General features: G+C 44.0%; 18 protein-coding genes. 4 read left to right on the forward strand and 14 right to left on the reverse strand.

Annotated features, from left to right (window positions below):
- Nucleotides 1-2 precede the first annotated feature (2 nt).
- Nucleotides 3-1,130, forward strand: a complete 1,128-nt coding sequence (gene queG, locus RNZ41_RS06050; RefSeq protein WP_314026823.1) for a tRNA epoxyqueuosine(34) reductase QueG — start codon at nt 3-5, stop codon at nt 1,128-1,130.
- Here queG and RNZ41_RS06055 read toward each other — a convergent pair.
- On the reverse strand, nt 1,127-1,705 hold the full coding sequence (locus RNZ41_RS06055) for a DUF924 family protein (RefSeq protein ID WP_144917569.1): 579 nt from the start codon (nt 1,703-1,705) through the stop codon (nt 1,127-1,129). The two genes, queG and RNZ41_RS06055, sit on opposite strands and share 4 nt — an antisense overlap.
- A 115-nt stretch (nt 1,706-1,820) precedes the next feature.
- Between RNZ41_RS06055 and RNZ41_RS06060 the strand changes: the two genes are divergently transcribed.
- Genes RNZ41_RS06060 through tgt form a run of 3 tightly spaced genes read left to right on the forward strand, consistent with a single transcriptional unit; the run spans nt 1,821 to nt 4,676 of the window.
- Nucleotides 1,821-2,402 (forward strand): acyl-CoA thioesterase, encoded by a 582-nt coding sequence (locus RNZ41_RS06060; protein WP_201664270.1) that lies wholly within the window; start codon nt 1,821-1,823, stop codon nt 2,400-2,402.
- Nucleotides 2,403-2,409: 7 nt separating this feature from the next.
- Complete coding sequence (gene queA / locus RNZ41_RS06065) at nt 2,410-3,483, forward strand: tRNA preQ1(34) S-adenosylmethionine ribosyltransferase-isomerase QueA (protein WP_314026824.1); 1,074 nt, start codon at nt 2,410-2,412, stop codon at nt 3,481-3,483.
- A gap of 56 nt (nt 3,484-3,539) precedes the next feature.
- On the forward strand, nt 3,540-4,676 hold the full coding sequence (gene tgt / locus RNZ41_RS06070; RefSeq protein WP_314026825.1) for a tRNA guanosine(34) transglycosylase Tgt: 1,137 nt from the start codon (nt 3,540-3,542) through the stop codon (nt 4,674-4,676).
- Nucleotides 4,677-4,783: 107 nt separating this feature from the next.
- On the opposite strand, the gene lpxA is transcribed toward tgt, so the two are convergent.
- The 13 genes from lpxA to rimO all read right to left on the reverse strand — a co-directional run bounded on the left by lpxA (nt 4,784) and on the right by rimO (nt 18,922).
- Nucleotides 4,784-5,560, reverse strand: coding sequence for an acyl-ACP--UDP-N-acetylglucosamine O-acyltransferase (gene lpxA, locus RNZ41_RS06075; RefSeq protein ID WP_095355529.1), 777 nt, complete (start codon nt 5,558-5,560; stop codon nt 4,784-4,786).
- 228 nt (nt 5,561-5,788) lie between these two features.
- The gene (gene fabZ / locus RNZ41_RS06080) at nt 5,789-6,304 is read right to left on the reverse strand and encodes a 3-hydroxyacyl-ACP dehydratase FabZ (RefSeq protein WP_050324347.1); all 516 of its coding nucleotides are present in this window, start codon (nt 6,302-6,304) and stop codon (nt 5,789-5,791) included.
- A gap of 129 nt (nt 6,305-6,433) precedes the next feature.
- Entirely contained in the window at nt 6,434-7,486 is a 1,053-nt protein-coding gene (gene lpxD, locus RNZ41_RS06085) for a UDP-3-O-(3-hydroxymyristoyl)glucosamine N-acyltransferase (RefSeq protein ID WP_314026826.1), read from the reverse strand.
- A 109-nt stretch (nt 7,487-7,595) separates the two neighbouring features.
- On the reverse strand, nt 7,596-8,108 hold the full coding sequence (locus RNZ41_RS06090; RefSeq protein WP_314026827.1) for an OmpH/Skp family outer membrane protein: 513 nt from the start codon (nt 8,106-8,108) through the stop codon (nt 7,596-7,598).
- A 13-nt stretch (nt 8,109-8,121) separates the two neighbouring features.
- Nucleotides 8,122-10,515 (reverse strand): outer membrane protein assembly factor BamA, encoded by a 2,394-nt coding sequence (gene bamA / locus RNZ41_RS06095; protein WP_314027822.1) that lies wholly within the window; start codon nt 10,513-10,515, stop codon nt 8,122-8,124.
- A 344-nt stretch (nt 10,516-10,859) separates the two neighbouring features.
- Nucleotides 10,860-12,227: an RIP metalloprotease RseP gene (gene rseP, locus RNZ41_RS06100; RefSeq protein ID WP_314026828.1), complete on the reverse strand. Its 1,368-nt coding sequence runs from the start codon at nt 12,225-12,227 to the stop codon at nt 10,860-10,862.
- 128 nt (nt 12,228-12,355) lie between these two features.
- A complete protein-coding gene (gene ispC / locus RNZ41_RS06105) occupies nt 12,356-13,576 on the reverse strand; it encodes a 1-deoxy-D-xylulose-5-phosphate reductoisomerase (protein WP_314026829.1) in 1,221 nt (406 codons plus the stop codon).
- 264 nt (nt 13,577-13,840) lie between these two features.
- The gene (locus RNZ41_RS06110; RefSeq protein ID WP_314026830.1) at nt 13,841-14,728 is read right to left on the reverse strand and encodes a phosphatidate cytidylyltransferase; all 888 of its coding nucleotides are present in this window, start codon (nt 14,726-14,728) and stop codon (nt 13,841-13,843) included.
- A 19-nt stretch (nt 14,729-14,747) separates the two neighbouring features.
- Nucleotides 14,748-15,488: a polyprenyl diphosphate synthase gene (uppS, locus tag RNZ41_RS06115; protein WP_314026831.1), complete on the reverse strand. Its 741-nt coding sequence runs from the start codon at nt 15,486-15,488 to the stop codon at nt 14,748-14,750.
- A gap of 44 nt (nt 15,489-15,532) precedes the next feature.
- Nucleotides 15,533-16,087, reverse strand: a complete 555-nt coding sequence (frr, locus tag RNZ41_RS06120) for a ribosome recycling factor (RefSeq protein WP_100269869.1) — start codon at nt 16,085-16,087, stop codon at nt 15,533-15,535.
- A gap of 61 nt (nt 16,088-16,148) precedes the next feature.
- On the reverse strand, nt 16,149-16,877 hold the full coding sequence (gene pyrH, locus RNZ41_RS06125) for a UMP kinase (RefSeq protein ID WP_062330269.1): 729 nt from the start codon (nt 16,875-16,877) through the stop codon (nt 16,149-16,151).
- A 198-nt stretch (nt 16,878-17,075) separates the two neighbouring features.
- Entirely contained in the window at nt 17,076-17,420 is a 345-nt protein-coding gene (locus RNZ41_RS06130; protein WP_314026832.1) for a DMT family transporter, read from the reverse strand.
- A 23-nt stretch (nt 17,421-17,443) separates the two neighbouring features.
- Entirely contained in the window at nt 17,444-18,922 is a 1,479-nt protein-coding gene (rimO, locus tag RNZ41_RS06135) for a 30S ribosomal protein S12 methylthiotransferase RimO (RefSeq protein ID WP_314026833.1), read from the reverse strand.
- Nucleotides 18,923-18,935: the final 13 nt, after the last annotated feature.

Genomic DNA, 18,935 nt, shown 5'->3' on the forward strand with positions numbered 1-18,935 from the left:
GCATGTTGGACACTACAAACGAACTCAATGCACTCAAGCGCTGGATAAAGGCGCAAGCCAAGGCGTTGGGGTTTGCTGATTGTGGCTTTGTCCATCCCGCCAACCCCATCTTTAGCAAACAGCTTGGCGCGTTGCAAACTTGGTTAGCACAAGGTAAACATGGGGATATGCTGTTTTTTGAAGACAATCATGATAAACGTGCTAACCCTGCCCTGTTAGTTGACAAGACGCAAAGTATCATTAGCGTGCGTTTAGATTATCTGGTCACGCCGCCGCCCAAGCGCAGTGTACCAGACAATGAGCGCCCTAACTCAGCGATTATTGCCCGCTATGCTCGAGGACGTGATTATCATAAAACCATGCGAGGGTTACTAAAAACCCTAGCCAGACTGATTCAAGACAAACTGATCACCGATTATCCGCAATATGCCAACGACTTTGTATTTCGCCCCTTTAGCGACTCCGCGCCTATATTTGAGCGCGCGTTGGCTGAGCAAGCAGGTTTGGGCTGGACAGGCAAACACACCTTGCTGATTCACCCACAAGCGGGGTCATTTTTTGTGTTGGGGGAATTATTCACCAGCTTGCCTTTGGCAGAGGATAAAAAGCAAATCGAAACCATATCATCGCATTGTGGCAGTTGCCGTGCTTGTATTCATGTGTGCCCTACCCATGCCATCCGCAGAACACCCACCGGGCATTATGATGTCGATGCACGGCTGTGTATTTCGTACTTAACCATTGAATTAGATGGAAAAATCCCTGTAGAACTTCGCCCAAAAATTGGCAATCGCATTTTTGGCTGTGATGATTGTCAGTTGATTTGTCCTTGGAATAAATTTGCCAGATTAGCGACGATTGAGGATTTTAATCCGCGTCACCGTTTAGATGATATGTCACTACTTGAGTTATGGGCGTGGGATGCACAGGATTTTTTGACAAAAACTGAAGGCTCGCCGATTCGCCGCACGGGCTACGACAATTTTATGCGCAATGTGGCGGTAGCATTGGGTAATGCACCGTTTAGCCAAGCAATTATTGACAAACTAAAACAAAAACGCCCCATGTTAAGCGAAAACACACAAGAACATATTGATTGGGCGATCCAGCAACAACTTAGTAAAAGTTAAAATGACGAGTTGGGTTGTTGTAAAAAGGCGATTTCCTCATCACTGGATTGTCTACCCAAAATCGCATTGCGGTGCGGATAACGCCCAAATCTTTCAATAATGGCTTGATGCTTGTATTCAAACGCTAACGTATCGGCACTAGCGTATTTTTTAAACAATGGCAACGCCTGCTGATGAATGATTACCGATTCCGCATGCATAAAAGGCATTAAAGCAAAATTACGTTCATCTTGATTTAACTTGTCAAAATCTGGCTGTTTGACGATTTCTTGCGCCAATACTAACGCCATGCCATCTTGGGCAAAAGCTTGTGAAGAATCTCGAAAAATATTGCGCGAAAACTGGTCCAATACAATGATTTCTGCCAGTCGGCCTTTTGTACTGGCTCGCCAATCCCATAACTCGCCTCGTTTGGCTTGCTCAAGTGTGGCTAAAAATTTAGCCGTTACCGTTTTATCAAAATCCTCATCTTTGGCAAACCAAAATGGCTTAGTATTTTGCTGCAACCAAAAATCTAATACCTTTTTAGCCTCTGATGATATTGGTTGCGCTGCTACCTGTGATTGATTGGTCATTTGCTTTCCTTGTGTAGAGTAATTATAGTGACTTGTCGGGTAATGATAGTGACAAATTTTGCTAAACAAGCGCGATTTACCTATAATGTGGCACAAATTTAGATTGAGAACAACCATGTATCCTTTTTTACGACTGGGCACCCATGCCATTAAAAGCGCGATTAAACAAAAGCAAGGTCATTCGCTTCAATTAACCGATACCAGCGAAATCACCTTGACCGCTAATATCAACGACATTGACAATTTTTTTGAAATGAACAACGGGCGTATTTTTACGCTGTTTGATTTGGGGCGAAACGATCTTGCCATTCGCTCAGGACTTGCCAAAAAATTATTCAAGCATCGCTGGGGGCTGGTAGTCGCTGGTAGTACCATCCAATATCGTAAGCGTGTTCGTTTATTTGATAAGGTCACCATCAAAACCCGACTTATAGCCGTTGATGAGCGCTGGTTTTATATCGAGCAAAGCATGTGGGTCAAAGGTCAGCCGACTTGCTCTGCGCTGCTGCGCACTGGTATCACCAACATCGTGACAGGCAAGGTTTTGCCAACTAAGCAAGTGCTCAGCGCATTGGATTATAAAGATATCAATATGCCACCTGATGACTGGGTCAAAGCTTGGTCGGACGCCGATAAAATCCGCCCATTTCCTAAAGCCAATGTCCACCTTACCAAAGATTCTGCTATCACCGAGTAACCCATAAATGCCTTTAACTTTAGATGACTTTGATTATCAACTGCCCGATGAACTCATTGCCCGCTATCCGTTAGCGGTGCGCTCTGCCTCTCGACTGCTGTATTTGCCTGCCCATGGTCAACCCAAAGACCAACAATTTGTGGATTTGCCAGAGTTGTTAAATAGTGGTGACTTAGTGGTGTTTAATGACACCAAGGTCATGAAAGCAAGGCTGTTTGGGCAAAAAGCCAGTGGCGGCGCGGTCGAAGTATTGGTCGAGCGTATTTTGCCCGATGATGCTACTAGCCATCAAAAGCACACCGCTTTGTGTCATGTACGCGCCAGCCGCAGCCCAAAAGAGGGGCAAACGTTGAGCCTTGCCGATGGTAACATTCATGCCACGGTAATGGGGCGTGAGGACAATTTATTTTTACTAGCGTTCGACCAGCCGATATTGCCTGTGCTTGAGCACTATGGTGAATTACCGATTCCGCCCTATTTTGAGCGCCATGCCGATGACAATGACGAAACCCGCTATCAAACGGTATTTCATGACCCAACCAAACTTGCCAGCGTAGCCGCACCGACCGCAAGCCTGCATTTTGATGACAATGTATTGGCTGCACTCAAGTCCAAGGGCATCAACACCGCCTTTGTCACCTTGCATGTCGGTGCAGGCACATTTGCCCCTGTCAAGACAGAGGATATTTTGCGCCATAAAATGCACTCAGAATATGCCGAGTTGCCCCAAGCGACTGCCGATTTGATTAACCAAACCAAAGCCCGTGGCGGGCAAGTGATTGCAGTCGGTACCACGGTGACACGGGTATTAGAAACGGCGTTTCAAAAAACCGCCAATTTTGAAAACCCGATGCTATCGGCTTGGTCAGGTGACACCGATATTTTTATTTATCCGTCATTTAGGTTTGGGGTGATTGATAAGCTCATCACCAATTTTCATTTGCCGAAATCCACGCTGTTGATGCTGGTGTCAGCGTTTGCAGGCAGTGAGCCTATCAAACAGGCTTATCAGCACGCCATCGAGCAACGATATCGTTTCTTTAGTTACGGTGATGCGATGTTGTTGGAAAAAATGGTATAATTTCAACCTTTTATGATTTTAACCTTTTAAAAAACCTGTTACAGAAACTTTAGATTATGCAATTTACCTTACACAAAACTGCCACGGGCGAGAGCCGTGCTCGCCGTGGGACGGTTCATCTCGCTCATGGCGATGTGCAAACCCCTGCCTTTATGCCTGTCGGTACTTATGGCACCGTCAAAGGCATGCTGCCGCGCGATATCCACGAAATCGGTGCCGAAATCATCTTGGGCAATACCTTTCATCTTTGGCTACGACCGACTACCGATGTCATTGACAAATTTGGCGGCTTACATGACTTCATCGGTTGGAACAAGCCGATTTTAACCGATTCGGGTGGTTTTCAAGTCTTTAGTCTGGGCGCAATGCGTAAGATCAAAGAGGAAGGTGTGCATTTTCGCTCGCCGATTGATGGCGCAAAAGTATTTTTATCCCCTGAAATATCGATGCAAATTCAATACTCACTGAACTCAGACATCGTCATGCAGTTTGATGAATGCACGCCCTATCCTGCAACGCCTAGCGAAGCGGATACATCGCTTGAACTATCGCTGCGTTGGGGCGAGCGCTGTAAAAATGCGCATGAAAAACTGGGTAACAAGAATGCTTTGTTTGGTATTATTCAAGGCAGTATGTATCGCAACCTTCGCGAAAAATCCCTAGAAGGGTTGCTCGCTATTGGGTTTGATGGTTATGCCATTGGTGGGCTGTCAGTCGGTGAGCCAAAAGAAGAAATGATGGCGGTGCTTGATTACTTACCCGATGATATGCCCGCCGACAAGCCCAGATACTTGATGGGCGTGGGTAAGCCTGAAGATATCGTGGAAGCGGTACGCCGCGGTGTTGATATGTTTGATTGCGTGATGCCAACACGTAATGCACGAAATGGTCATTATTTCACCACTTTTGGCGCCGTTAAAATTAAAAATGCGGTGCACCGTTTTGACCAAAGTCCACTTGATAGTGCGTGTGATTGTTATACTTGTCAGAATTTCAGCCGCGCCTATTTGCATCATTTGTTTAAATGCAATGAAATGCTATCGGCACAGTTGGGCACCATACACAATTTACGTTACTATCAGCGCTTGATGGCAGATATTCGTCAGTCCATTGAAGATGATAAGTTTGATGCGTTTGTCGATACTTTTTATCAGCAGCAAAACTTACCAAAACCTGATTTGCATTTGACCTAAAAAACACCTAAAAAAAGAGCCAATTTGGCTCTTTTTTACTTTTTATAAGCTGCTGTTGATACGCTAAATAGCAACGCTATCCTTTCTTAATATCTTGTCTTAATACCTTATCTGACTAAGCCACGTTCACTATGAATTAGAGAATCCAATAACAATTGTACCAAAGGTTCTTGGGGTAATAGCTGCTCAGTCACTGCTACAATGGCTTCTTCCTTGGTCAGTCCTGAACGGAAAATCACCCGATAAGCTTGTCGCAGATAATCGATGGTTTGCTTTGACCAACCTTTGCGGCGCATGCCTTCGATATTAAGACCATGGCTTTTGGCAGGGTTACCCGATACCATGTTAAAAGCCGCAACATCTTTTAAAATCAAGCTTGCACCACCAATCAAACTATAATCATCAATGCTACAAAATTGGTGAATACCTGAATTACCACCAACAATCACATGGTTACCGACGCGGACATGCCCTGCAATCCCCACATTATTAGCCACAATGTTGTCGTTGCCAATTACGCAATCATGCGCAATATGGGTATTGACCATAAACAGATTACGGCTACCAACGCGTGTGATGCCTTTATCTTGTACCGTGCCGCGATGAATGCTACAGGCTTCGCGAATGCGATTGTCATCGCCGATTTCTAGCCACGTCTCCTCACCTTGGTATTTGAGATCTTGGCAGTCTTCGCCGATGCTAGCGAATTGAAAAATCTGGTTACGCTCACCGATACGGGTAAACTTGCTAATGACGACATGGGGGTGAAGCACAGTCTGTGCCCCAATTGTGACATGTTCACCAATAATGCAATACGGCCCTATCTTGACCGACGGGTGTATCGTTGCAGTGGCATCAATAATCGCCGTTGGGTGAATCGTCATGAAAAATCCTTATACCAGCCCACTATTCAACAAGAATTAAAAATACAGGTTTAGCTGAAACCATAGGCAAAGCTAACTATGAACAGCAGGTTAAAATAAAAACGACATTATAGCATTTTTACTAAAGTATGCCATTTTTATCAAGGATTTTGCTTAACTTAAACAGATTTTATCGGTATAGCTTACCCAAACGCGCCTTATTCAAGCCATGTAAAAATGATGTTAAAGTCATGACTGGTGATATTGGGTACGCTGCTCTGCAATGGTGATTTCGGCACTCGCTGCCAACTCATCACCCACGCACGCTGTACAACTAAATTTATAGATACTGTGACGCTCCATGGTCTTTTCGGCGCGTAAAATGAGCTGATCACCGGGGATGACTTGACGTTTAAAACGTACTTTATCGACCCCAGCGAACAGATAAATATAACCATCTCTAGGTTTGACATTTTTGCTGATAAAACCTAGCACACCCGCTACCTGCGCCATGGCTTCAATCATTAAGACGCCTGGCATGATAGGCTCTTCAGGAAAATGACCATTAAAAAAGGGCTCGTTAATGGTGATGTTTTTAACACCGGTAATCCATTCATTGGGTTTTACCGCAGTGACTCTGTCTAATAGCATAAAAGGATAACGGTGAGGCAGATAATCACGTAACACAGCGGCATTGAGAGGTAATGTCACCCCAATCTGTGCAAGGCCAGCGATGTCTTCATCAATCAACTTATCAAAATCCATGGATATATCCTTTATACTTTTAAATCATCTTTATCAAAAAAATAGATTTGTGAGAAATAGCTATTGTAACGGTTTTAAGACTGAGTTTACAGTTGTTTTCTCAAATTATTTGATGGATAAAGGTAACGATTAACTTTTTGGTTTGCCAAGTTGCTTAAAATTAATATAGGCTCTTTTCCATAAACTATTGGGCATCACTGGCATCCCTGAAGAATATACACCCGGTTGGTGAATCGATTTGGTCACCATCGTCATGCCGGTAATCGTGACATCATCACAAATTTTGATATGACCTGCAAAACCTGATGCCCCGCCAATCATGCAGCGTTTACCAATTTCTGTACTGCCAGCAATCCCCACACACGCTGCAATCGCCGTGCCAGCACCAATTTTTACATTGTGGGCAATTTGCACCAAATTATCGATAATGACATGATTACCGATAACCGTATCATTAATCGCGCCGCGATCGATACAGGTGTGGCTGCCTACGCTGACATAATCGCCCAGTATCACTCGCCCCAATTGGTGAATTTTTTGCCAACCTGCTTCATCTGTACTGCCTTTAGGGGCAAAGCCAAAGCCGTCATTGCCAATGCTGGCATGGCTGTGCAAGCTGACATGTTTACCCAATACACAATCATGCCCGATGTACACGTGCGGCGCGATTAAGCTACCTTCGCCAATCACGACATTGGGCTGAATATTGACTTGGGCATCAATTTTAACGCCATCACCAATGACGCAGTTATCACCAATTTGGCTATACGCCCCAATACGTACATTGTCGCCCAATTGCAGATTGTTACCCAGAATGGCAGTCGGGTGAATCAAACTGTCCGATAAATTAGGGTTGACTGTCTGATGATACGCTTGCGTCGGTTCAAACAATGCGGTCAGTTTGGCATACGCGGCATAAGGTGATTTGACCACGATGGCGACGCTATGGCTTGGGCTTTTTTCCTGTAAGGATGCAGGGACTAGCACGGCGCCCGCGCCCGTGGTTTGCAATTTTGATTCAAATAGAGGATTGGCGATAAACGTGATATCGCTGTCGGTGGCATCCTCAAGAGAGGCGATTTTGGAAATTTGTTTCTGCAAATTTTGGTCGGTTTGTACATCCCCTTGGTCAATGACGTCACTACCTAAAAAATCCAAAATTTGTGCGATGGTGAACGCCATTTGATTACTCCAATCGTTTGCTTAAAATTTGCCTTAATTTTACACACAAAATAAAAAACGCAATAGTCGAATATTGCGTTTTTGCTAAAACCTCTGAGCTTAAAAAATATTATTTTACTTGATCGTTAATCGCTTTGGTAAAATCTGCCGTTACATCCCATTCAGGTTTGACATAACTAACGGTTCTATCACGATTATCAATGAGCACATCAATATTTTTTTGACGCACAATATTTTCTTTAATGGCTTGGATTTTGGGGGCAATTCGCTGCATCACTTCTGACTCATTGGCATCAATGATGGACTGGATTTGACTGGCAACCTGTTCATAGTTTTGTAGGTTGGTTTGAATTTGCTTACGCAAATCATCCTTTTGTGCTTGGGTCATCTGAGCATTTTGCGTGGCGTATTGTTTTTGCAAACGCTCAATGGTGGCTTTATAGCTGTCAAGCTGCTGCTGCTTTGGTTTGACCGCCGCTTTCACCACGCCAATTTTGGTTTTGGCGATGTTAGTATTGTTGATGGCAACTTGGGAATTCCAAACCGCAACGGTATTGGCAAACACTGGCATTGCCAATACACTCAAAATACTCGCTGTGGCTAACTGAGTCATTATTTTCATATACATAGACCTTTTAGAATGTACGTCCAATTTCGAACTGTACATTGTCGATTTTATCTTTATCTTTATCGTTGAGCGGAACGGCATAGCTTAATGAGATTGGGCCAATTGGGGTAATCCAAGTGAAGCCAGCACCCGCGCTAAACCGCATGTCATTGTCTTTTTCATTTAATAGCGATACGGGATTGCCACCCACTGTGACTTTTTGGTCATATTTATTGGTGGTGTCAAACACTTGTGCCCCTTCAACAAATAACACGGGACGGATTTGGTCTGCCCAATCGCCTTTAAACGGCATCGGCAAGATTAATTCAGTACCCACTTGCGCGAGTGCATTACCGCCAATCTCTTCTGGGTAATTATCGACCCCATTATTATTTTTTACTGGATAATAACGATTACTGGTAGGGCCTAAAGTGGCATTCTGATAACCACGCACTGAGCCATAACCCCCTGCGAAGAAGTTTTCCCAGAAAGGTAAATCGTTACCATATCCCAACTTGGTATAACCGCGTAGTACGGTATTTTTTAGGAATGGGCGATAATAGTTGCCTTGGTAGACCAGTTTTTGGTAAGTGGCATCGCCAAAGGCCAGTTTCAAATTGACGTTATGTGACATACCGTTGGTTGGAAAACGTCCACGGTCAAGCGTGTTCATATTCCAGCCTAAATTTAGGCTCGCGGTATTAAATGGGTCTGATTCGAATGATTCATTGCCATCAGAGTCTGAACCTACTTGCAGAGTACCTTCGTCTTTTAAGTATTGATAGTTTGATACCGCTAACAAAGCACCTGCTTTGATTGTGGTACTATCAAGTGTGAGACCGGCACTTAAACTCTTATTTTCATCAATCGGGTAGCTAAAACCTAAGGTGCCACCATACGAGTCTGTTACATAGTTTGAAATGTTTTTTCTGTCATATTTGGTTTTGCGTGTATAGATACTGGCACTTTGCGATATCCCATCTGGCGTAAAGTACGGGTTGGTATAGCCCAAATTATAACTATCTAACGTCTGAGAACGCGATAACGAAATATTGACCTGATTACCTGTACCCAAAAAGTTAGATTGACTTAAACCTGCTTGGAAGGTGATACCACCACTTTGTGAATAACCAGCCGCAATGGTACTGGTACCTGATGGCTGCTCCTCTACTGCGACATTGATATCTACCTGATCGGGGGTATTAGGGACAGGTTTGACATCCATGTTGACAGTTTTGAAGAAGCCTGTACGCATCAAACGCGTGCGCGACAAATCGATTTTTTCATTGGAAGCCAATGTACCTTCCATTTGGCGCATTTCTCGGCGCAATACTTCATCTGCGGTTTTATTATTGCCGGTAAAATTGATACGGCGCACATACACAGGACGCACAGGATCAATAAAGAAATCGACATCTACCGTGCGAGTGTCCTCATTGATACGGGGCACTGGGCGGATTTGGGCAAAATAGTAGCCATCGTTACCATACAGTGTGCCAAGATTTTGTAAAGTTGTCGTCATTTGACGTTGTGAATAACGCTCACCTGGCTTAAATGCCACCTGCTTACGAAGCTTGTCGGTATCGTAGTTGGGCGTACCCATAAAGTTGACATTACCAAATTTATATTGCTCACCTTCAGTAAGATTGAGCTCAATAAACACTTTGTCTTTTTCTGGACTTAAATTAATAGTGGCATCATTGATGGTGAATTTGACGAAGCCCGCGTTTTGGTACATGGCGGTGACATTTTCTAAACTTGCCGCAAGCTTTTCTTTGGCATAGCGGTCAGATTTGCTAATCACATTGATCCATGAGCTTTCTTTGATGCTCATCGCCTGTCTGATTTCTTTGTCGCTAAAATGTTTGTTACCAATTACCTTGATATCGACAACACGCGCCGCTTTACCTTCAACAAAATTAAATTTAAGCGCGACACGGTTATTATCTAAAGGCGTTTGGGTCACTTTAACTTCGCTATTATAATAACCTTGCTGATTGTATTGCTGTTTTAACTCATTTTGCACTTGCTCAACTGTCGCCTGTTTTAACACATTGCCTTCTACGATACCAATACGTTTTAGGCCTTCGGTCAATGCTTCTTTTGGAATGAGTTTATTACCCTCATAAGTGACATTTGCGATAATTGGGCGCTCTACCACGTCAAATACCAATTTATTGCCTGATTGGGATGCTTTAACGTCTGAGAAATTGCCAGTTTCATAGAGGGCTTTGATACTAGCTGCGATATTGGCATCGTTTGCTACTTCACCGGTATTGACAGCAAGCACGGGATAGAGGTTATCAGCGGATACTCGTGTCAATCCATTAAATTGAATATCGCTCACGGTAAAATTTGCCGCTTGTGCATACGAGGTAACGAGTGCTAACGGTGCAACCAAAAATAACGCTGAATTTCGCATATAACTTGTTTCCGAATTGACGACTGCCCAAAGATAATGCATGAAACCTGTCACTTTTAGGTATCCAAAATTAGTTAGCCAAAGGTATTTATCTAGGTTTGTATCTAGGTTTGGTAATCTAAGTTTGGTAATCTAAGTTTAGTTTGCTAAAAATGACAAATGCTATCAAAAAGGGTGACTTGATTAAACTTCTAGTAATAGTTTGTCTTTGATGTGTAGCTTGTATTATCAAAGTACAAGAGATCCGTAAATAAATTTTACTGGCATAAGGTAAGCTAAATTTTGCGTAAAGTCTAGCGAAAAAACAAAACTATAAATCAATATTTTAGCCAAATTTGGGTCGATTAAAACAAGCGTGAGATATCGTTACCAATCGCCAACAGCATGAAACCTGCAAGCAAAACTAACCCAATATTCATTCCCATCATTTGTATTTTCTCCGGCATGGATTTACCAAAAATAGCCTCATAGGCATACATGACAATATGACCGCCATCAAGCACAGGTACGGGTAATAAATTGAGCACAGCAAGGCTTAAACTGATAATCGCCATAAACGACAATACCGCTTCCCAACCGATGCTAAAGCTTTGATTGGCGACTTTGGCAATGGTAATGGGACCTGATAGGTTTTCAACCCCAATGGTGCCGGTCAACATTTTACCCATTGATTTGAGGGTCATGGCACTTAAATCGGCAGTTTGATGCAAGGATTTTTCGACCGCTTGGATGGGGGTATATTGAATGGTTTTTATATACTCAGGTGGCGGCGTAATCTTAGATGTGGCTGCCGCTGCGCCAATTTGTCCAAATCGATTGCCCATGGTATCTTTTTTTGCTTGTGGCATGATTTGTAAGGTGATGATTTTGCCTTGGCGCTGCACTTCAAGGGTTAATAACTGCTCGGGGCTTGATTTGACAACCTGTGAAAACGCCAGCCAATCGCTCACCGGTTGACCGTTGACACGGGTGATGGTATCACCGACTTGCAGACCTTGACGGGCAGCAGCGCTATTTGGGACAATTTCACCGACCACCGCAGGAATTTTTGGTTGCCACGGAATCGCACCTAGACTATCAATCGGATTGGTTGCTTTACCCGCTTCTGCTTTCATAAAGCGCTGTATCGGCACGGCGACATTGGTTTGACCTTGCGCGCCATTCACCGTTAAATTAACTTGCCCCGACTCGCCCATACGATCGGCTAACGCATAGTTAATATCCTGCCAACTTTGGATGGGTTTATTATCGACCGCAACAATTTCGTCACCAACTGTGAGACTGGTTTGACTGACAGGTGAATTGGGCAAAATACTGCCGACTTTGGTCGCCAATACTTGGGTTGGTGTGATAAATAGCAGCCAATACAAAAAAATCGCAATTAGTAAGTTCATCACCGGACCTGCTGCGACGATGGCGATTTTTTTCCAAGGTTGTTGGGTATTAAAGGCTAAATGACGTTCAGCTGGATTGACTGTGCCTTCTCGCTCATCGAGCATTTTGACATAACCGCCGAGCGGAATCGCAGAGACAGCATAATTAATCCCAGTTTTTTTACTTGTCCAGCTTAGCAGCTTTGGACCAAATCCAATTGAATAGGTCAATACCTTGACACCGCATAGCCGAGCAACAATATAATGCCCCCACTCATGTAGCGCAACCAAAGGTCCTAGTACCACAATCGCAGCTAAAACGGTCAAGATGAAATTCATGGCTATCCTTTTGACAAAATCACAGGCTAAAAATAATTTAACTATCGTTATATTAATAAGTTATGTCGTCATTTTTAACGACTATCAACCAGTGTTGCCAACTATTTTTAAGCTTTTTTAAGCATTATTTAAGCGTTTAAGTCGGCAATACATTGGTGTGCTTGTTCACGGCTTAGTTTATCGACCGCCAAAATCGCTTGCAATGACCCAATCGGCTGTTTTTCGGCTTGCAATAGCACTTTTTCATTGATATCGGCAATATCAGTTAAACGGATGTCGCCATCCAAAAACGCTTGAACGGCTATCTCATTACTGGCATTCAAGGCGATACACGCATAGCTACCTTGTTGCATGGCTTGATAAGCCAGCCCTAAGCATTTAAACTTTTCTAAATCAGGTCGGACAAAATTTAAATTACTTAACTTAAAAATATCTAATCGTTCCACCCCACTGCTGATACGATTGGGGTATGCCATAGCATGGGCAATGGGGGTACGCATATCGGGACTGCCAAGCTGCGCTAAAAAACTACCATCGTTGTATTCAACCATAGAGTGCACGATGCTTTGCGGATGAATGGCCACTTCAATCTCAGAGACCGGCATATCAAATAAAAAACTTGCTTCAATCAGCTCCAAGCCTTTATTCATCATGGTAGCACTATCTACTGATATTTTTTGCCCCATGGACCAGTTCGGGTGTTTGACAGCTTCTGCCACGCTGGCGCCTTTCATATCGTCAAGTGTTTTGTGTAAAAATGGCCCACCTGAGGCGGTTAACCAAAGCTTTTTAATACCATGGTTATCATCATGAATGGCATTGCGTTGTTGTTGTACTGCAGTAGGCAAACATTGAAAAATGGCATTGTGCTCACTATCAATTGGCAGCAATTTGGCATTTGACTGCTTGACGGCTTTAATCATCAGCTCACCTGCCATCACTAATGCTTCTTTATTGGCGAGCAAAATCGTTTTGCCCGCGTTAGCCGCTGCCAGTGTTGACGGCAAGCCTGCAGCGCCGACGATGGCCGCAACCACCATGTCCACTTCTGCTAGCGTGGCAAGCTCAACCAGACCTTGCTCACCAATCAAAATCTTGCAGTTTAGATGAGCCTCGCTGAGCATCTGCGCAAATGTTGCTTCCTTTTCTTTGGCAACACAAACATAAGTTGGCTTAAATTGCTGACAAATACTCAACAGTTTATCCAGCCGCGAAAACCCTGTCACCCCGACCACGTTATACAAATCAGGATGCTGACTGACGACCGATAGTGTACTATCGCCGATAGAGCCAGTTGTGCCCATAATAGCAATGTTTTTTTGCGGTATAGTGTGAGTTGAAGATAGCATTACAATGACCTAGTAAGTTGGGGCAGACGGCGGTTAAACCTAACATTTTACGTTTACAGCGGCAAATTGCCACTGTGATAAGCATATTAACACGCGAGAAGATTTTTAAGCATCAATCAACAAGCAGTTGCGCAAAAAAGATTGGATGAAACACAAGCTTGCATTGATTAGTGAATTAAACAAATTGATATTGGCTAGATTGGAATTGAACAAATTAATATTAAGCAGATGTGAAAATTTTTGAAAAATAAACGCAATGTAGCATTAAATTAAGCCGTAAAATTTCATCGCCCAAAACCCCAACGCAAAAATTGGCACGGCTGAAAGCTGCGAATCAATACGATCAAGAATGCCCCCATGTCCTGGCAACAATGCCCCGGCATCTTTGACGCCTGCATGGCGCTTTAGCATACTTTCAAATAAATCACCGAACACGGACATGATGATAGTGATCAGCGATAAGAGCAAAAACACGCCAATGGCCAGCATCGACCAATCGTTTAACAACCCAAAAGAGACGCCAATCACCACAAGCGTGCCTGTAGCAAGTCCACCTAATAAGCCTTCCACACTTTTATTGGGTGAGACGTGTGGGGACATCTTGCGTCTACCAATTTTTCGTCCGACAAAATAAGCGCCGCTATCGGCGCACCACACCAATACAAACACATATAGCAGCCACCAAGCTGAAATTGACCACAGATAGTACATCGCAGTAATGGCGGATGACAGTATAATCATACCGATGAGGTATAAATGCTTACCATACCAAGCTTGCGTATTGTTGGGATAACGACGAATCCAGCCAATCGCTAGCAACCAAATCAGCGCGGCAACCAGCCAAAAAAACACCCAAGAGGCTATGCTGCCAGTTAGTTTAGCCATCACCAATAACACACTGACAATCCCTAACATCACAAGGCTATATATATAATCGATTGGCTTGGCAGGTTTGGTGGGAATTTGGGTGGTAGGCGGTACATAACTGCCGGGATTTTGTTCAAGTGACGGCATGAGCTTTGACCACTCAAAAGCCCCAAAGCCTGCACCGACTAACAATAGCGGCAACATCAAAATAGGCTCGCGGGTAGCAAACATTGCAACGCCAACAATCACTAACAAAATAATGGCGGTTCTAATGCGTTCCCACATGACAATTCCTATTGATTAATTAAAAGCCCAAACCTAATACTTGCTCGCTGGTCTTACCAAATCGACGCTCACGACCCATGAAAATATCAATCATTTGGTCTAATTCAGCCGCCTTGAAATCTGGCCAAAGCGTTTCGGTAAAAAATAACTCAGCATACGCACATTGCCAAAGGAGAAAATTAGAAATGCGGTAATCACCCCCTGTACGGATTAACATATCAACGGCTGGTAAATCCGATAGCGACAGGTGGCGTGCAAAATCGTCTTGGGTAATGGTATCGGCAGTAAGTGCGCCTTCTTCCACTTGTTTGGCAACTTGGCGGCAGGCATTGACGATGTCCCATTGACCGCCGTAGCTGATAGCAATCACCAAACTCATTTTAGTAAAATGGGCAGTTTGCTCTTCTGCATCTTGCATAATCGCGCGTAAATGCGGCGTCAAGGCATCCCTATCGCCGATAAAGCGCAAAGAAATTTGATGACGCAGCATCCGCGGTAATTGGTCATGGACGGTTTGCTCCAGTAGCTTCATTAATAGCGCCACTTCATTGGCTGGGCGCTGCCAATTTTCGCTAGAAAAAGCAAACACCGTCAACGCACGTATACCAATATCCATACAATGCTCAACCAAAGGGTCTAAATTATCTTTGCCGGCAATATGCCCGCCACCGGTTGGTAGCCCATGTGCTTTGGCATAGCGGTTATTGCCATCCATAATGATGGCAATATGTTGTGGCATTGCTGCCTTTGACTCAACCATGACCTACTTCTTATGAATTGGTTCTTTTATTGGATAAATAACGATTAAACGGCCATTAACTCTGCTTCTTTGCTAGAGAGCATTTTATCAATGCTATCAATGTATTTATCGGTCATTTTTTGGATGTCGTCATTGGCACGGCGTTCATCGTCTTCTGAGATTTGCTTGTCTTTTACCAAGGCTTTTAAGGCATTGTTGGCATCACGGCGAGCATTACGCACGGATATACGGCGCTCTTCGGCTTCATGACGTGCCAACTTTTGCATATCTTTACGGGTTTCTTCCGTCAATGCGGGTAATGGCACCCGAATCACTTCTGCGCTCATTGGGTTAAGACCCAAATCTGATTCACGAATTGCTTTGTCCACTGCCTGCACCATGCTACGGTCAAAAGGCTGCACTAACAGGGTACGAGAGTCTTCAACGTTGATGCTCGCCACTTGATTAAGTGGCATCTCAGAGCCATAGTAAGACACCATCACACCCTGCAAAATACCAGGATGAGCACGGCCTGTCCGTAATTTGCTAAAGGCATTTTCTAAGGCTTCAATCGCCTTTTTCATTTTGTCTTCGCCTTGTTTTTTAATATCGTTAATCATGTTGTATCCTTTTAAAACTATGTATGTCAAATGTATAAACTATTTTAGTGTATAAACTATCTTAGTGATTGATAACTTTGGTACCTTCTGACTCGCCCATCACCACATGAAGTAGCGCGTTGGGTTTTGCCATATCAAATACTTGCAGCGGTACGTTATGCTCACGCAGCAGGGCAATTGCAGTCAAATCCATCACCCCCAATTTTTGATCTAGCACTTGGTCAAAGGTGAGTTCGTCGTATTTGACGGCATCCTCATGGGTGTTTGGGTCTTTGTTATACACGCCATCGACTTTGGTGGCTTTTAGGATTAAATTGGCTTCAATCTCGATGCCACGTAAACACGCTGCGGTATCCGTGGTAAAAAATGGATTGCCGGTGCCTGCGACAAACACGCACACTTCATTGTTCTGTAAATAGCGAATAGCGTTGCGGCTACTGTAGTTTTCAGTCACTTCACCAATTGGCAAAGCTGACATCAAACGGCATTTGATATTACGGCGCTCCAAGGCGTCACGCATCGCCAAGCCATTCATCACGGTTGCAAGCATACCCATTTGGTCGCCTGTGACACGGCCCACCAAGCCTTGTTTTTGTAGCGCAGCGCCACGATACAAGTTGCCACCACCGACCACGATACCCACTTGCACACCCAATCCTACCAAGTGCGCAATCGCAAGACTCATGTTGTCTAACACGCCTGAATCAATCCCCATGTCATTTTTGCCTGCCAAGGCCTCGCCAGAGAGTTTGAGCAAAATACGTTGGTAACGGGGAGCTTTATCAGACATGGTTGACCTCTTGTTGGCTGTTGGATAGCAAATAATGCAAATGGCGAAATTTTAACAAAATTAACGGTTTTTAGATAGTGTAAAGATAATTTCAACAGTCATTTTAATTTTTACCCTGCTCTCACCTTGAAAATTCAGTCAGCTTTAGCCATTAAACTGTTAAGGTACTATATTAATGTGTGGATTATTAAAACGTGACTAATGCGTGGCTGAATGAGAAAACAGATTAATCACAATCACACCCAATACAATTAGACTCATTCCCGCGATGGCGGGTAAATCCAGTTTATTACCCAAAATAAAGTAACCAATGATAGCGGTCAACACAATACCTACCCCTGACCAAATGGCATAAGCAACCCCCAGTGGTATGGTTTTTATAACTTGTGAAAGAAGATAAAAAGCAATGCCAAAACAAATCATGGTGATAATAGTGGGCAAGGGTTTGCTAAACCCCTCTGATTTTGCCAAAAAAGTTGCACCAGTCACTTCACTGACAATCGCAATTGCTAAAAAACCATACGCTAACATTGTTTGAGACATGACAATTTTTATCCTTATAAGAGTTAAGCTGTGAAACTGGCAAAAAGGTCGTACTCGTTTGCTTCATCAATGGTGACGGTTAAAAATTCACCGACTTTAACTGATGCATCAATATTATCTACATACACGTGACCGTCAATTTCTGGCGCATCGGCATAGCTACGACAAATGGCGATATTTTCTTCTTCATCAATCTCATCCACCAGCACTTTTAAGGTTTTACCGACTTTCTCAGCCAGTTTTTCGGCACTGATTTGTTGCTGTAGCGCCATCAGTCGTTCATAGCGTTGTTGTTTGATAGCTTCTGGCACAGGGTTCGGCAAATCGTTTGCCGCCGCGCCTTCTATTTCTGAATAGGTAAACGCCCCTACCCTGTCTAATCGCGCCTCTTTGAGCCAGTCAAGCAAATATTCAAAATCTTCTTCCGTCTCGCCAGGGAAACCCACCACGAAGGTAGAGCGAATGACAATATCGGGGCAAATCGAGCGCCAAGTTTTGATACGCGCCAGTACGTTTTCGCTATGCGCGGGACGTTTCATGGCTTTGAGCACATTGGGACTGGCATGTTGGAACGGGATATCAAGGTATGGCAGTAGCTTGTCCTCACTCATCAGTTTGACCACAGCATCGACATGAGGGTAAGGATAGATATAGTGCAAACGCACCCAAATGCCCAGTCGATTCAGTGCCTCGCACATATCGTAGAATTTGGATTTGATGGGCATGCCATTCCAAAAACTGGTTTTGTATTTAAGATCTACGCCATAGGCTGAGGTATCTTGCGAGATAATCAAGAGTTCTTTAACGCCTGCGTTTTTGAGCGCAGCCGCTTCAGTCATGATACTGTCAATCGGGCGACTAACGAGGTCACCACGAAAGCTTGGGATAATACAGAATGTGCAACGGTGGTTACAGCCTTCGGATATTTTGACATAAGCATAATGTTTTGGCGTAAGCTTAATGCCCGCATCATTGATTAGGTCGATTTTTGGGTCGTAAGTTTTTGATGGTGCAGGTTTTGGCACATAATGCGACACGGCATTGACAACTTCTTCATAGGCATGTGCGCCAGTCACCGCAAGCACGGCTGGGTGCATGGTTTTGATTTTTTCGGCATCTTTACCAAGGCAACCGGTGACAATCACCTTGCCGTTTTTGGTAATTGCCTCACCAATGGCATCAAGCGACTCTTGCACCGCAGATTCGATAAAGCCACAAGTATTGACCACCACCAAATCTGCACCATCATAGTCACTGGCGACTTGGTAGCCATCACGGCTAAGCTCGGTGATAATGCGCTCGCTATCCACCAAAGCTTTGGGGCAGCCAAGCGACACAAAACCAATCTTAGGCGCTTTTGTCGTTACTATATCTTGAGCCAGTTGGTGCGCCGTTTGGCTGGCGCTTTGACCTACAGTACGGTTTTCATTGTGGTTGGCTTGGTGGTGGGTGGCGGGTTTAGTGGTAGATTGGGGATTAAAAACTTGCGGTTGGCTTGGCATGACTTTCACTTTT

It is taken from the genome of Moraxella sp. DOX410, assembly GCF_032248735.1.
In the GTDB taxonomy this organism is placed as follows: domain Bacteria; phylum Pseudomonadota; class Gammaproteobacteria; order Pseudomonadales; family Moraxellaceae; genus Faucicola; species Faucicola tetraodonis.